13 protein-coding genes are annotated in these 13,471 nt (G+C 76.1%); 11 read left to right on the forward strand and 2 right to left on the reverse strand.

What is annotated here, in order from left to right:
• The first annotated feature begins 4 nt into the window (after positions 1-4).
• From J4557_RS14735 to J4557_RS14755, 5 genes are read left to right on the forward strand one after another with little or no spacing between them, the layout of a single operon-like run.
• Positions 5-790 (forward strand): hypothetical protein, encoded by a 786-nt coding sequence (locus J4557_RS14735; RefSeq protein WP_208267067.1) that lies wholly within the window; start codon positions 5-7, stop codon positions 788-790.
• On the forward strand, positions 784-2,367 hold the full coding sequence (locus tag J4557_RS14740; RefSeq protein WP_208267068.1) for a S8 family serine peptidase: 1,584 nt from the start codon (positions 784-786) through the stop codon (positions 2,365-2,367). The genes J4557_RS14735 and J4557_RS14740 overlap by 7 nt, the downstream gene beginning before the upstream one ends.
• A 57-nt stretch (positions 2,368-2,424) precedes the next feature.
• Positions 2,425-3,192 carry a hypothetical protein gene (locus tag J4557_RS14745; protein ID WP_208267069.1) on the forward strand — a complete coding sequence of 256 codons (768 nt, stop codon included), beginning with the start codon at positions 2,425-2,427 and terminating at the stop codon, positions 3,190-3,192.
• On the forward strand, positions 3,186-4,511 hold the full coding sequence (locus tag J4557_RS14750) for a S8 family serine peptidase (RefSeq protein ID WP_307799793.1): 1,326 nt from the start codon (positions 3,186-3,188) through the stop codon (positions 4,509-4,511). The genes J4557_RS14745 and J4557_RS14750 overlap by 7 nt, the downstream gene beginning before the upstream one ends.
• A complete protein-coding gene (locus tag J4557_RS14755) occupies positions 4,421-4,684 on the forward strand; it encodes an MGMT family protein (RefSeq protein WP_307799794.1) in 264 nt (87 codons plus the stop codon). The genes J4557_RS14750 and J4557_RS14755 overlap by 91 nt, the downstream gene beginning before the upstream one ends.
• 63 nt (positions 4,685-4,747) lie before the next feature.
• On the opposite strand, the gene J4557_RS14760 is transcribed toward J4557_RS14755, so the two are convergent.
• Both J4557_RS14760 and J4557_RS14765 read right to left on the reverse strand, forming a co-directional pair.
• A complete protein-coding gene (locus J4557_RS14760) occupies positions 4,748-5,494 on the reverse strand; it encodes a DUF1275 family protein (RefSeq protein ID WP_208267071.1) in 747 nt (248 codons plus the stop codon).
• Between the two features lie 42 nt (positions 5,495-5,536).
• Entirely contained in the window at positions 5,537-7,201 is a 1,665-nt protein-coding gene (locus J4557_RS14765) for a hypothetical protein (protein WP_243775732.1), read from the reverse strand.
• Positions 7,202-7,510: 309 nt separating this feature from the next.
• Between J4557_RS14765 and J4557_RS14770 the strand changes: the two genes are divergently transcribed.
• The 6 genes from J4557_RS14770 to J4557_RS14795 all read left to right on the forward strand — a co-directional run bounded on the left by J4557_RS14770 (position 7,511) and on the right by J4557_RS14795 (position 13,452).
• Positions 7,511-9,139: a gamma-glutamyltransferase gene (locus tag J4557_RS14770; protein WP_208267073.1), complete on the forward strand. Its 1,629-nt coding sequence runs from the start codon at positions 7,511-7,513 to the stop codon at positions 9,137-9,139.
• A complete protein-coding gene (locus tag J4557_RS14775) occupies positions 9,132-9,611 on the forward strand; it encodes a RidA family protein (RefSeq protein ID WP_208267074.1) in 480 nt (159 codons plus the stop codon). Before J4557_RS14770 ends, J4557_RS14775 begins: the two co-directional genes overlap by 8 nt.
• Positions 9,608-11,047: an aldehyde dehydrogenase family protein gene (locus J4557_RS14780; protein WP_307799795.1), complete on the forward strand. Its 1,440-nt coding sequence runs from the start codon at positions 9,608-9,610 to the stop codon at positions 11,045-11,047. The genes J4557_RS14775 and J4557_RS14780 overlap by 4 nt, the downstream gene beginning before the upstream one ends.
• A gap of 37 nt (positions 11,048-11,084) precedes the next feature.
• Positions 11,085-11,798 carry an iron-containing redox enzyme family protein gene (locus J4557_RS14785; RefSeq protein WP_208267075.1) on the forward strand — a complete coding sequence of 238 codons (714 nt, stop codon included), beginning with the start codon at positions 11,085-11,087 and terminating at the stop codon, positions 11,796-11,798.
• Positions 11,799-11,863: 65 nt separating this feature from the next.
• Positions 11,864-12,238 carry a Rieske (2Fe-2S) protein gene (locus tag J4557_RS14790; protein ID WP_208267076.1) on the forward strand — a complete coding sequence of 125 codons (375 nt, stop codon included), beginning with the start codon at positions 11,864-11,866 and terminating at the stop codon, positions 12,236-12,238.
• On the forward strand, positions 12,235-13,452 hold the full coding sequence (locus tag J4557_RS14795) for an NAD(P)/FAD-dependent oxidoreductase (protein ID WP_208267077.1): 1,218 nt from the start codon (positions 12,235-12,237) through the stop codon (positions 13,450-13,452). Before J4557_RS14790 ends, J4557_RS14795 begins: the two co-directional genes overlap by 4 nt.
• Positions 13,453-13,471 lie beyond the last annotated feature (19 nt).

Here is a 13,471-nt window from a genome sequence, read left to right on the forward strand (position 1 = left end):
GGGCATGCAGTGGGGGGCCGCGCAGGGTGCGCCGCAGGGGCCCCCGGTCACCGTGCTCGGGCTGCGCGCCCGCCAGTGGATGGTCGCCGCGATCGTCGTCGGCTGCGTCTACCTGGTGACCGGCACCATCGCGATCGGCGGCGTCTGGGCCGAGCTGCACCGCGACCCCACCAACGCGGAGGTGGAGTGGGCCGCCAAGGCCGAGGTCGCGCGGCGCTGGCAGGCGTGGCCCGCCGAACGGATCTTCCCCAGCAAGATCACCTACAGCCTGGAGGAGGGGCACGGCGAGTACGCGTCCCGGACCGGCATCGTCCCCGACACCAACTGCGCCACCGGCGTCGACCAGGAGCTCGCGGAGCCGCTCCTCCAGCAGGGCTGCAAGGCCGTCCTCCGCGCCACCTACACCGACCAGCTCCAGGGCATCGTCGTCACCGTCGGCGTCATCGCGTTCGCCGACCCGTGGGCCGCCGACCGCGCCTACAAGGCGATCCCCGGCTCCCAGGGGCCGGGCGACGGCGGCGTCCGCCCCGCGCTGCGCGCCGCCCCGTTCCCCGGCACCGCGTCCGCCCGGTTCACCGACGCGGCCCGGCAGGACCGGACGTCCGACCGCGGCGGCCCCTACGTCGTGCTGACCACCTCCGGCGAGGCGGACGGCCGCCCCGCCTCGGCCGTCCGCAAGCAGCGGCCCGGCGACCCGTTCTCGATCGCGCCGCAGCTCGGCTCCACGATCGCCCGCACCCTCTCCGCCAAGGCCCTGCCCGACTGCCACGCGCGCGGGTGGAAATGCTGACCCGGGCGCGGACGCGCCGCGAGCGGGCCGCGGGCGGGCGGCGCGCGGCGGCCGCGCGCGCACTGCTGGCGGCGGCGCTCACCGGCGCGTGCCTCCCGCTCGTCCCGGCGCCTGCGCACGCCGACATCGTCCGGGACCGGCAGCGCGGCGTCCTCGGGGAGCTCGGCATGGACGCCGCCTGGAAGATCACCAAGGGCCGGAACGTCACCGTCGCGCTGGTCGACTCCGGCGTCGACCCGAACCAGAAGGACATCGCCGGGTCCGTCACCGTCGGCCCGAACATGCTCGCCGCCATCGACGGCGGCAGCAAGCCCGCTCACCTGCACGGCACGGGGATGGCGTCGCTGATCGCCGGGCACGGCCACGGGGCGGGCGGCCGCGACGGCGTCATCGGGATGGCGCCCGAGGCGCGGGTCCTCGCCATCCGGGTCATCGGCGAGAAGGAGGACCCGAGCTACGCGCGCTACCGGAGCTCGCGTGAGGCGGAGGACGCCGTCGCGAAGGGCATCCGGTACGCCGCCGACCACGGCGCCGACGTCATCAACCTGTCGCTCGGCAAGATCAGCCTCCCCGGCCGGGACACCGAGATCCCCGCCGAGCGCGAGGCCATCGGCTACGCCATCGGCAAGGGCGTCGTCGTGGTGTCCGCGGTCGGCAACAACGGCGACGACGCCGGGCTCGTGGACGGCGACGGGTTCTCGCCGTACTCCTACCCCGCGTCCTACCCGGGCGTCATCGCGGTCGCCGCGACGCAGCCGTCGCACGCGCGGGCGCCCTTCTCCAACCGCAACCTGTCGGTCGTGCTGTCCGCGCCGGGCGCCGGCCTGCCCGTCGCCGGACCCGGCGGCGAGTACTTCCTCTCCGACGGCACGAGCGACGCCAGCGCCGTGGTGTCCGGGATCGCCGCGCTGATCCGCGCGCGGCACCCCAGGATGGCGCCCGCGCTGGTCTCCCAGGCCCTCATCGAGAGCACCCGCTTCGGGCCGAAGAGCGGCTACGGCCCCGACGTGGGCTTCGGCGAGGTCCACGCCCAGCGGGCCCTCACCGCGGCCGACACGCTCGCCAAGGGCGCGGCCGGCGCGTCCGGCGGCAAGCCGGGCGCGAAGCGCTTCGCCGACCACGACCCGGGTCCGGTCACGATCATCGACCGGCCCGCCTGGGTCACCCCGGCGGCCGTCGGCGTCGTGGTGATCGGCGTCGGCGGCGTCATCGTCGCGGTCGTCGTCGCGGCCGCGTTCCACCGCCGCCACCCGCGCGTCCTGCCCGCCGGGTTCGCGCCCGCCCCCGCGGGGCCCGGCGGGCCGCAGGGCGGTGGGTTCGGGGCCCGGCCGCCGTACGGGCCGTCCCGGTACGGCGGGGCACCGGCGGGCGCGCCGCAGGGCGGTTCCGCCTTCGGGTCGACCGCCCCGCCCCCGCCTGCGACCCGGCCCGGCGGCGGCCCCGGCTTCGGCCCGCCCCAGCCGCCCGCCCCACACGCGCCCGCCCCACCGGCGCCCGCCTCGCCGGCGGTGCCGCCGGACGCGGGTCGCGGTGCGCCGCCCGCGTTCGCGCCGCCTGACGAACCTTCGGGCGAATGATCGACTGACCGGCCGGTCATCCAGCGCCGCCGGGGGGCGGTCGGTTACGCTCCGCCCGTGGCGCGCGCGGAGATCCCAGCCCCGGACACCGAACCGGACGAGGCCCCGGCCGCCCCGTCCGGCCCGCCGCCCCCCACGGCGGTGCCGCTGCTGATCGCGGCGGGATGCGCGGCCGTGCTCGCCGTCGCGGGCGTCCGGCTGGCGGGCGAGGTGGCGCGCGGCCCGACGGCCGCCGAGCGGTCCGCCGCCGTCGCCACCGAGATCGCCCGGCGGTACCGCGCCTGGCCCGCCGGGCGGATCTTCCCGGCCGGGCTGCGCTACACGCTCGACGAGGGCTCCGCGGAGACGGCGCGGCGCGTCGGGATCGGCACCGACACCCGCTGCGACACCGCCGTCGACCCGCGGCTGTCCGGGTCGCTGACCGCGCGCGACTGCCTCGCGGTGCTCCGCGCCACCTACCTCGACCAGGCGCAGGGCCTCGCGGTGACGGTCGGGGTCGCCGCGTTCCCGGACACCGCGTCCGCGCGCGGCGCGGTCGCGTGGTTCCCGGCGGGCGCGCCGGCGCCGGGTCTGCGGGCGCTGCCGTTCCCCGGCACGGTCGCGGCGCGGTTCGCCGACGCGGCCCGGCAGTCGGCCGCCGCCGCGCAGCGCGGCCCGTACGTCGTCGCCGCCACCGTCGGGTACGCCGACGGGCGGCCGACGCTGCGCGCCGCGCGGGACCTGCCCGACCTCGCCGAGCTGGCGCCGCAGCTGGTCGACCGGGTGCTGCACCCCCTCACCGCGCCCGCCCGCGTCCGCTGCGGCACCCCGGAGTGGTCGTGCTGAGGCGGCCGGGCGCGGCGCTGGTGGCGGCGGCCCTGGCCGTCCCGCCGCTGGTCCCGGGCACCGCGCGCGCCGACCAGGTGCGGGACGCGGTGTCGGCGGTGCTGGAGTCGCTGGACGTCCCCGAGGCGTGGGCGCTGGCGCGCGGCGCCGGCACGACCGTCGCGGTCCTGGACTCGGGCGTGGACCCGGAGCAGCCCGACCTCGCCGGCTCGGTGACGACCGGCCCCGACTACACCGAGGGCGCGTCGCCGCCCGGCGTCCCGCCGAAGCGGCTGCACGGCACCAACATGGCGTCCCTCATCGCCGGTCACGGGCACGGCCCGGGCGGCGGCCTCGGCGTGGTCGGGGTGGCGCCGCAGGCCCGGCTGCTGGCGCTGCGGGTGATCCTGGAACGCGACGAGCCGGGCTTCGCGGCGTTCACCGGGAACCACCGCTACGCGGGGACGATCGCGGACGGCATCCGGTACGCCGTCGACCACGGCGCCGACGTGATCAACCTGTCGCTCGGCCGCTCGTACCCGACCGAGCGGGAGCGCGCCGCCGTCGCCTACGCGATAGGCCGGAACGTCGTGGTGGTCGCGGCGGCCGGCAACGGCGGCGCCGACCGGACGGCCAGGCGCGGCGGCCACACCCGGTACTCCTATCCGGCGTCGTTCCCGGGCGTCATCTCGGTCGCGGCCGTGGACGCGCAGGGCCGGCACGCGAACTTCTCCAACCGCAACTCGGCCGTCAGCGTGTCGGCGCCCGGCGTCCAGATCGTCGGCGCGGGGCCCGGCGACCGGTACTGGATCGGCGACGGCACCAGTCCCGCGACGGCGTTCGTGTCGGGCGTGGCGGCACTGGTCAGGTCGCGGCATCCGGGGCTGGCGCCGGCGCTGGTCGCGCAGGCGGTCGCGGCGAGCGCCCGGCACCGCCCGGCCGGCGGCTACGACCTCGGCGTCGGCTTCGGCCGGGTCGACGCGCTCGCCGCGCTGACCGCGTCCGACGCGCTCGCGGGCGCCCGGACGGGAGGCGCGGGGCTGGCTCCGGACCGCCGGTTCGCGGCCGGGGACGTCCGGCCCGTCCAGGTCGTCCACCGGTCGGGCACGCTCGTGGTCACCTGCGTCGCCGTCTGCGCGCTGTGCCTGGCGGGGCTGGTGGCGGCCGGGTGGCGGTGGCGGGACGAGGCTTGGAGAATCGTCGCATGTGGTCGGAACCTGACGAGTACGCCGAGGCGGTCCTGGACACGGTGGACCGCATCCCGCCGGGCCGCGTCCTCGCGTACGGGGACATCGCCGAGATGGTGGGGCGGGGCGGGCCGCGGCAGGTCGGACGGGTGATGTCGCTGTTCGGCGGCGGGGTGCCGTGGTGGCGGGTGATCCGTGCGGACGGCCGCCCGCCGAGCTGCAACGAGGTCGAGGCGCACGAGCACTACCGCGCCGAGGGCACCCCGCTGCGCCCGGACGGCCGCCGCGTCGACATGGCCCGCGCCCGCTGGGACGGCCGCGCCTGACCCGCGGTCGCGCCTGACCCGCGGGGCCCGTCAGGACCCGCGGGCCGGCGCGGTGCGGGTCCGTCAGGAGGCGCGGTCGGGGTGCAGGCGGCGGGCCAACAGCACCACGACCAGCAGGACGGCGGGGCTGAGCGCCGCCGCGACGACGGGCGCGTGGGCCATCAGCGCCCCGGCGACGGCGGCGCCCGCGGCCAGCGCGAGGATCACCGCCGTCCGCAGCCCGGCCGCCGCGGTCCGCCCGGCGGTCAGCCCGCCCATGATCGAGGTGAGCGTGCCGGTGACGAACGTGGTCGTGATGCCGTCGGCGGCCATGCTCCGCGCGGCCGCCGTCTGCGCGCCCATCGCGGTGGACGACAGCGCGATCAGCGCGAGCAGCGCGGTGCCGTGCGGTTCCGCATCGGCGAGCGCCCATCCGGCGAGGAACACCGTCTGCAGGACGAGCACGACGCACAGGACCGCCGTGACGCGGGCCGGCCACACGTGCTCGGGGTCGGTGCGCCCGGCGACGCGGAACCCGGCGAGCAGGCCGAGCGCGAACGCCAGCGTGGCGATCCCGCAGCGGGCCAGGTCGACGCCGTGGGCCTCGCCCGCCGCGAGGCCGAACAGCACGATGTTGCCGGTCATGTTGGCGGTGAAGACCTTCTCCATGCCGAGGAAGCCGACGATGTCGGTCGCCCCGGCGCCGAACGTGAGCAGCACCAGCAGCACGCCGCGCAGCCGGACGGGGGAGAGGGCGGGCCGGCCCGCGGCCGCCGCGTCCGGGGTGCGGGACGCGGCGGCCGTGGACAGGTCGGACGAGGTGGTCACCATGCTCCTTACACGAGGGGAAGGGACGGCGCGCGGGCGGGCGCGTCAGTAGATGATCAGGCCGGCCACGGTGGCGACCGCGAGCCCCACCACGACCGGCAGGAACGACCGCCGGACGAGGTCCATGACCGGCACGCGGGCGAACCCGGCGACCGCCAGCAGCGACGACCAGGCGATCAGCACCCCGCCGCCGGACCACACGCAGCCCATCTGGCCGATCGCGGCGAGCAGCGCCGGGTCGACGCCGGACGTCGGGCCGAGCGTGCCGGCGAGGGAGCCGGTGAGCGGCAGCCCCGCGAAGCCCGACCCGTCCAGCCCGGTGATCATGCCGATGATCAGGACGCCGAAGCCCACGACGTAGCGGCTGTCGGGGATGGCGCCCTCCAGGTGGCTGACGGCCTCGAACAGGAAGCCGGGCGCCTTCGCGCCGTCGCCCAGGCTCATGATCTTCCCGGCGAAGTCGGCGTTGCCGATGAAGAAGAACCCGGCGATGGGGATGACGACCCCCATCGCGCGGACGGCGAAGACGAGCCCGTCCACGATGTGGTCGGCGCAGGCCTGCAGCGCGTGGCCGGCGTCGCGGGCGACGGCGGCGGCGAGCAGCAGCGCGACGGTGACGCCGCCGACCAGGGCGGCGGCGTCGCCGCCGACGACCTCGGGGACCGCGTCGGTGAACTTGCCCAGCAGCATGTAGCCGACGAGCCCGACGAGCGCGAGCGGGATGATCGCCGCGAACGCCTTGGACCGCTTCGGGCAGTCGTCGCCCGGCAGGTCCCCGCCGTTCAGCGACCTGAGCGCGGCGGCGGCCATCGCGTCGCTCGGCTCGCCTCCCGAACGTCCCGCGCCGCCCGGACGCCCGGCGCCGCCGGATCCCGTGCCGGACGGGCCGCCGGTGCGCTGCGCCGGGACGGTGACGGACCCGGCCCCCGCCCCGGCGTCGGCGCCCGCGCCCGCGCCGGGGCCGTGGTCGAGGACGGTGACGGCACCGTCCCCTTCGGCGGTGGTGGCCGCGGCGGGCGCGGGCTGCAGGATGCGCCGGCGCAGCGGCAGGCCGGGGATGAGCGAGCGGCGCGTCGCCGGTGCGGCGGCCTCCGTCTCGCCGGCCTCCCAGCGTTCGAGGAGCAGCGCGTCCGGCCTGCGGTACTGCGAGCGGGTCATCAGGTAGCCGAGGAACAGCGCGACGCCGCCGGTGATCAGCGACAGCACCATGGCCTTGCCCGCGACGGCGTCGGTGCCGACGTTGGCGGCCTTGGCCGACAGGCCGGGCGCGACCTGGATGACGTAGTCGCTGGACAGGGCCATGCCCTGCCCGGCGACGGCGATGGCGAGCGCGGCGGCGATCGGCGGCAGCCCGGCGGCGATCGCGGCGGGCAGCAGGATCGCGCCCATCAGCGGCACCGCGGGCGTCGGCCAGAAGAACAGGCTGATCGCGTACGTGACGAACGCCAGCACCCAGTACGCCGAGTGCCCCGACCGCATGACCAGCCGGAACGGCTCGACCATGCGGCGGTCCGCGCCGAGCGCGCGCAGCGCGCCGAGCAGCGCGGTGACCAGCGCGATGATGAGGAAGATGTTGAACAGCTCGGAGGCAGAGGTCAGGCTGGCATTGAAGATGGACTCCAGTCCTTTGACGAAGCTGCCGGTGTACGTCCAGGCCGTCAGGAACGTGGCCGCGATGGCCGGGATCACGACGTTCTTCCGCGCGATCATGACGGCGATGATGAGGACGATTCCGGAAAGATAGACCCAGTGAGCGGCTCCCACGGGCGCGCCACCTCCTGTCGGCGCCATCTGCGAGGCGATCGGCGCAACGGTTGCAGAGAATCTGCTCGATCCCTCCCCGGTGAGCAATGAGGAACGTGCACACGGCACAGGCAGTCATTTTGTGCACGATGTCGGACTCGTTCGCAAGCATTCGGGACTGTCCGTCCTGACTGTGCAGGGTGCCCAAGGAAGGGAGCGGATCTTCGGCATTCGGCCCGTATCGGGGCGGTTCGCGGCCCGCCGAGACTGGTCGGCATGTCAGCACAGCACGCAACGCCGGCGGACTTCGGGCACCCCGGCCGCGGCCCCGCCGCCGCGTCCGGCGGCATGGTCGCCTCCAGCCACCCGGCGGTCAGCCTGGCCGGCGCGCGGGTCCTCGCCGAGGGCGGGAACGCGGTGGACGCGGCGCTCGCCATGGCCGCGCTGTCCTGGCTCGCGCTGCCCGGCCAGTGCGGCGTCGGCGGCGACGCGTTCGCGCTGCTGCGCCGTCCCGACGGGTCGGTCGCCGCGTTCAACGGCAGCGGCTTCGGCCCGGACGGCGGCGACCCGGCCTTCTACCGCGACCGCGGCCTCACCGCCGTCCCCCTGGAGGGCGCGCTCGCCGTCGCCGCCCCGGGCGCGGTCGCCGCGCTCGCCGCCCTGCACGCCGACTCCGCGTCCCGCGGCCTGCCCGAGCTGTGGGCGCCCGCGATCGACGCCGCCGAGAACGGCCTGCCCTGCACGCTGAAGACCCGCGCCGACATCGTCGAGCGCCGCGACGCCCTCGCCCGCGACGCCGGCACCGCCGCGACGTTCCTGCCGGGCGGGCGCGTCCCGTCCGCCGGCGAGCCGCTCCACCAGCGCGAGCTGGCCGGGACCCTGCGCCGCCTCGCCGCCGACCCCCGCGACCTGTACGCGGGCGGGCTCGCCGAGCGGTGCGTGGACGCGCTCGTCGCGGGCGGCGCCCCGTTCTCAGGCTACGAGTGGATGGCGAGCGGGCGCTCCGTCGCCGAGACGCCGCTGACCTGCACGTACCGGGGCGCGACCGTCCACCTCACGACGCCGCCGACGCCCGGCTGGATGGTGGCGCAGCAGGCCGGCCTCTGCGACGGCGTGCTGTCGGAGCTGCCGTGGCTGTCCGCCGAGGCCGTCCACCGGATGGCGTCCGCCGCCCGGGTCGCGTTCGCCGACCGCTTCGCCGGGTGCGGCTCCGACAGCGACCACTGGCGCGGGCTGCTCGCCGCCGACGCGATCGCCGCCGCGCGCGCCCGCCTCGACGGCGGCGACCTCCCCGCCGCCGTCGCCTCGCCCGTCCCCGCGGGCGGCGACACCACGTCGATGGTCGCGGTGGACGCCGAGGGCCGCGCCGTCAGCCTCATCCACTCGCTCGCGTTCACCTTCGGCGCCCGGATGACCGTCCCGGGCACCGGGATCGTCCTGAACAACCGGCTCGGGCGCGGCGCCTACCTCATCGACGGCCACCCGAACGAGGTCCGGCCGCGGCGGCGCCCGCTGCACACCCTGAACGCCTGGCTCGTCACCGACTCCGCGGGCCGCCTGCTGCACGTCGGCAACACACCCGGCGGCGACGGCCAGGTGCAGTGGAACATGCAGCTGCTCTCGCACCTGCTCGACCACGGCCACGACCCCGCTACGGCCGTCGCCGCGCCCCGCTTCACCGTCCACCCCGGCAGCGACGCCGACGTCATCGGGCGGCCGCCGGAACTGCGCGTCGAGTCGCGGCTCGGCGGCGCGCGCATCGAGGCGCTCCGCGCGTCCGGGCACGACGTCGCCGTCCAGGACGCGTGGGACGCCGGCGGCAGCGCCCAGATCGTCTCGGTCGCCGGGGGCGCCCTCCTCGGCGCCTCCGACCCGCGCCAGGACGGGGTGGCCCTCGGTGTCTGAAGCCCCGGTGCCCGAAGCCCGGCCGTCCGAGGCGCGCCCGGCGCCGCGTCCGCAGGGCGCCTACGTCACCGCCGTCGCCGAACCGCTGCGCGCGGGCGACGTCCTGCTCACCAGTGCCGGGATGACCCCGCGCGAGGACGGGCGGCTGGTCGTGACCGGCCTCGCCGGACGGGACCTCGACGTCGCGCAGGCCCGCGGCGCCGCCGCGCTCGCCGCCCGCAACGCCGTCGCCGCCCTGACCGCCGGGCACGCCGGCCGGGTCCGGCGCTGGCTGCGGATGACCGTGTACGTGGCCTGCGCCGACGGGTTCACCGACCTGTCCGCCGTCGCCGACGGGGCCTCCGAGGTCCTGGACGGCCTCGGGCTCGGCCGCCCCGCCCGCAGCGCGATCGGGGTCCGGGCGCTGCCCGGCGGCGCCCCGGTGGAAGTCGAGCTGACCGCGATCGCCGCACCGAACGTGGAGGACGAGTGACCGTGCACGAAGGCCTGAATCTCATCGGCGGGGAATGGGTCCCCGCGGCGTCGGGAGTGACGTTCCGCCGCCACAATCCCGCCGATCTCGGCGACGTCGTCGGAGAGTTCCCCGAATCGTCGGCGGCGGACGTGGAAAAGGCCGTCGCGGGCGCCGTCGAGGGCGCCGCGGAATGGGGCGCGACGGCCGCCGAGAAGCGCGCCGACGTCCTGGAGGCGGCCGCGCGGTGGCTGGAGGACCGGGCGGACGGCCTCGTCGGCGAGCTGGTCCGCGAGGAGGGCAAGACCCGCGCCGAGGCCGCCATGGAGGTCTCCCGGACGCCCCGGAACCTGCGCTTCTACGCCGCCGAGGCCCACCGGATCGCGGGGGAGAGCTACCCGTCCGCCGACGGCGGCCTCGTCTACACCCGGCGCGAGCCCGTCGGGGTGGTCGGCGCGATCACGCCGTGGAACTTCCCGCTGAACATCCCGTCCCGCAAGCTCGGACCGGCGCTGGCGGCGGGGAACGCGGTGGTGTTCAAGCCGTCGCCGGTGACGCCGCTGCTGGCGCAGCGGCTGGTCGAGGCGCTGCTCGCGGGCGGGCTGCCCGCGAAGGCGATCGCGCTGGTGCACGGCGGCGCCGAAGCCGGCGCGGCCGTCGCCGCCGACGCACGGGTCGGCGCGGTCACGTTCACCGGCTCCACCCGCGCGGGACGGGCCGTCCACGCGGCGGTCGGGCCCGCCCGCCGCGCGCAGCTGGAGATGGGTGGCAAGAACCCCGTCGTCGTCCTGGACGACGCCGACCTGGACCGCGCCGCGCAGATCATCCTCAAGGGCGCGTTCGGGCTGTCCGGCCAGGCGTGCACCGGCACCAGCCGGGTCATCGCGCACGACGCCGTCCACGACGAGCTGCTCGACCGCGTCGCGCGCGCCGCCGAGGCCCGCGTCGTCGGGAACGGCATGGACGACGGCGTCCAGATGGGCCCGCTCGCCGCCGACTTCCAGCTGGAGAAGTTCCTCGACTACGTCCGGATCGGCGAGGAGGAGGGCGCCAAGCTCGTCACCGGCGGGCGGCGCCTGCCCGGCGACGGGTACTTCGTCGCCCCCGCCGTCTTCGCCGGCCTCGCCCCGGACATGCGGATCACCCGCGAGGAGATCTTCGGGCCGGTGCTCGGGTTCCAGCGGGCGTCCGGCCTGGACGAGGCGGTCGCGCTCGCGAACGGCACCGACTACGGGCTGTCCGCCGGGATCGTCACCCGCGACCTGGACCGGGCGCTGGAGTTCGCGCGGCGCTCCGACAGCGGCCTGGTGAAGGTGAACCAGCCGACGTCCGGGATGGCGATGACCGTGCCGTTCGGCGGCCTGAAGGACTCCAGCACGCAGACGTTCAAGGAGCAGGCCGGCCCCTCGATGATGCTCTTCTACCTGCGCGAGAAGAGCGTCTACATCACCCCCTGAATAGGTAACCGCCGCACCACTGGAAGGGAGCAAGGAAATGGCAGAGCTGCTGTCCAAGGAAGAGTTCCGCGCCGAGCTGGAGAACGCCATCAAGGGACGCGAGGCGAAGAACGCCTCGTTCAGCCAGGCGTGGGCCAACGGTGAGCTGAAGCGGGAGCACTTCGCCCGCTGGGCGGAGAACCACTACCACTACGTCGGGCCGTTCGCCGACTACCTCGGCTACGTCTACGGCAACACGCCCGACGAGTTCACCGGCGCCAAGGACTTCACCCTGCAGAACATGTACGAGGAGGAGCTCGCCGACATCCGGCACACCGACCTGCTGATCCGGTTCGCCGAGGCGTGCGGCACCACCCGGGAGCGGGTGGAGAACCCCGACAACATGAACGCCATCACCCGCGGCCTCCAGGCGTGGTGCTACGCGGTCGCGATGCGCGAGCACTTCGTGGTCGCCACCGCCGCCCTCGTGGTCGGCCTCGAGTCGCAGGTGCCGGGCATCTACAAGAAGCAGATCGTGCCGCTGCGCGAGGTGTACGGGTTCACCGAGGACGAGATCGAGTTCTTCGACCTGCACATCACCTCCGACGTGGTGCACGGCGAGCGCGGCTACCAGATCGTCCTGGACCACGCGGACACGCCGGCCCTCCAGCAGCGCTGCCTGAAGCTCTGCCGGTGGGGCGCGGAGATGCGCTTCTCCTACACGCAGGGCCTCTACGACACCTACGTCAAGCCCGACCTCGTCGGCGCCTGATCCGATCCCGACCCGGCGGCGGGGCCCGGCGGCCCCGTCGCCGCACCACACGCGAGGAGGACCCCGTGGAAGAGCAGCGGGTGGACGAGCGGCCGGAGGAGTGGGTGGAGGCCGCGTCGCTGGCGCAGCTGCGCAAGCGCAAGCGGCTCGGCGTGACCGTGGCCGGACGGCGGGTCGCGCTGTTCCTGGTCGGCGACGACGTCTACGCGCTGGACGACGTCTGCGTCCACAAGCAGCGGTCCCTGTCGAAGGGGACGGTGCTGAACGGGCGGGTGATCTGCCCCGGCCACCAGTGGCTGATCGACCCGGCGACCGGACGCGTCGAGGACCGGGACGAGTGCCAGCCGAGCCACGCCGTGCGGATCGCCGGCGACGCCGTCTACGTGGACCCGCGCCCGCGCGTCCCGGCGGAGGAGCCCCTGAAGGAGGGCGCACAATGATCGAGTCGGTCGTGGTGGCCGGGGCGGGGCAGACCGCCGCCGTCGCCGCCCGCACGCTGCGCCGCCGCGGCTTCGAGGGCCGCGTGACCCTGGTCGGCGCCGAACCGCACGTCCCGTACCAGCGCCCGCCGCTGTCGAAGGAGTACCTGGCGGGCGAGGACGGCCGCGACGAGCTGTACCTGCTCACCCCCGAGTGGTGCGAGCGCAATAGCGTCGAGCTGCGGCTCGGCGCCGCGGCGACCGCGATCCGGCCGGCCGAGCGGAGCCTGGAGCTGGCGGACGGCTCGTCCCTGACGGCCGGCGCGCTGCTGATCGCGACCGGCGGGCGGCCGCGCCGGCTGCCCGGGATCGAGGGCGACCGGGTCCGCTACCTGCGCACCATCGAGGACGCGGACCGGCTGCGCGCCGAGCTGCGGCCGGGCGCGCGGGTCGTGGTGATCGGCGCCGGGTTCGTCGGCTGCGAGGTCGCGTCCACCGCGATCGGCCTCGGCGCGCAGGTCACGCTGGTCGAGCAGGCGGGACGGCCGCTCGCGCACGTCCTCGGCGACCTGATGGGCGACGTCATGGCCGCGCTGCTGCGCACCAGCGGCGTCGACCTGCGCACCGGCGAGAAGGTCGAGGGCTACACCGAGACCGCGTCCGGCGCGGTCGTCACGACCAGCGGCGGCGCGTCGCTGGAGGCGGACGTGGTCGTCGTCGGCGCCGGCATGGTGCCGAACGTCGAGGCCGTCACCGGCGCGGGCATCGAGACCGCGGGCGGCATCCCGGTCGACGAGTACTGCCGGACGTCCGTCGAGGGCGTCTTCGCCGCCGGCGACGTCGCGCTGCAGTGGCGGCCCGGGCTGGGCCGCCGCGTCCGCGCCGAGCACTTCGACAACGCCAACGCGCAGGGGATGGCCGCCGCCAAGAACATCCTCGGCGGGACGTCCGCGCACACCGCGCCGCCGTGGTTCTGGTCCGACCAGTTCGACCGCAACCTCCAGCACGCCGGCCACTGCGACGGCGCCGACCGGGTCGTCGTCCGCGGCCGCGTCGAGGACTTCGACTTCGTCGCCTTCTACCTCGCGGACGGCGTGCTGCGCGGCGCGTTCAGCGTCGACCGCGGCGGCGACCTCGCCGTGGCGCGGCAGCTCATCGGCGCGGGCGCCGCCCCCGACCCGGACGTCCTGCGCGACGAGGACGCCGACCTCACCGAACTGTTCGACGCGCTCTAGCCGTCACCGAGATCACAGG

The organism is Actinomadura nitritigenes, from assembly GCF_017573545.1.
Taxonomy (GTDB): domain Bacteria; phylum Actinomycetota; class Actinomycetes; order Streptosporangiales; family Streptosporangiaceae; genus Spirillospora; species Spirillospora nitritigenes.

Coding starts and splice junctions, on each gene's coding strand:
- J4557_RS14795 (WP_208267077.1), top strand. CDS start 12,235: ATGATCGAGTCGGTCGTGGTGGCCGGGGCGGGGCAGACCGCCGCCGTC.
- J4557_RS14760 (WP_208267071.1), bottom strand. CDS start 5,494: ATGGTGACCACCTCGTCCGACCTGTCCACGGCCGCCGCGTCCCGCACC.
- J4557_RS14785 (WP_208267075.1), top strand. CDS start 11,085: ATGGCAGAGCTGCTGTCCAAGGAAGAGTTCCGCGCCGAGCTGGAGAAC.
- J4557_RS14765 (WP_243775732.1), bottom strand. CDS start 7,201: ATGATCGCGCGGAAGAACGTCGTGATCCCGGCCATCGCGGCCACGTTC.
- J4557_RS14740 (WP_208267068.1), top strand. CDS start 784: ATGCTGACCCGGGCGCGGACGCGCCGCGAGCGGGCCGCGGGCGGGCGG.
- J4557_RS14735 (WP_208267067.1), top strand. CDS start 5: ATGCAGTGGGGGGCCGCGCAGGGTGCGCCGCAGGGGCCCCCGGTCACC.
- J4557_RS14770 (WP_208267073.1), top strand. CDS start 7,511: ATGTCAGCACAGCACGCAACGCCGGCGGACTTCGGGCACCCCGGCCGC.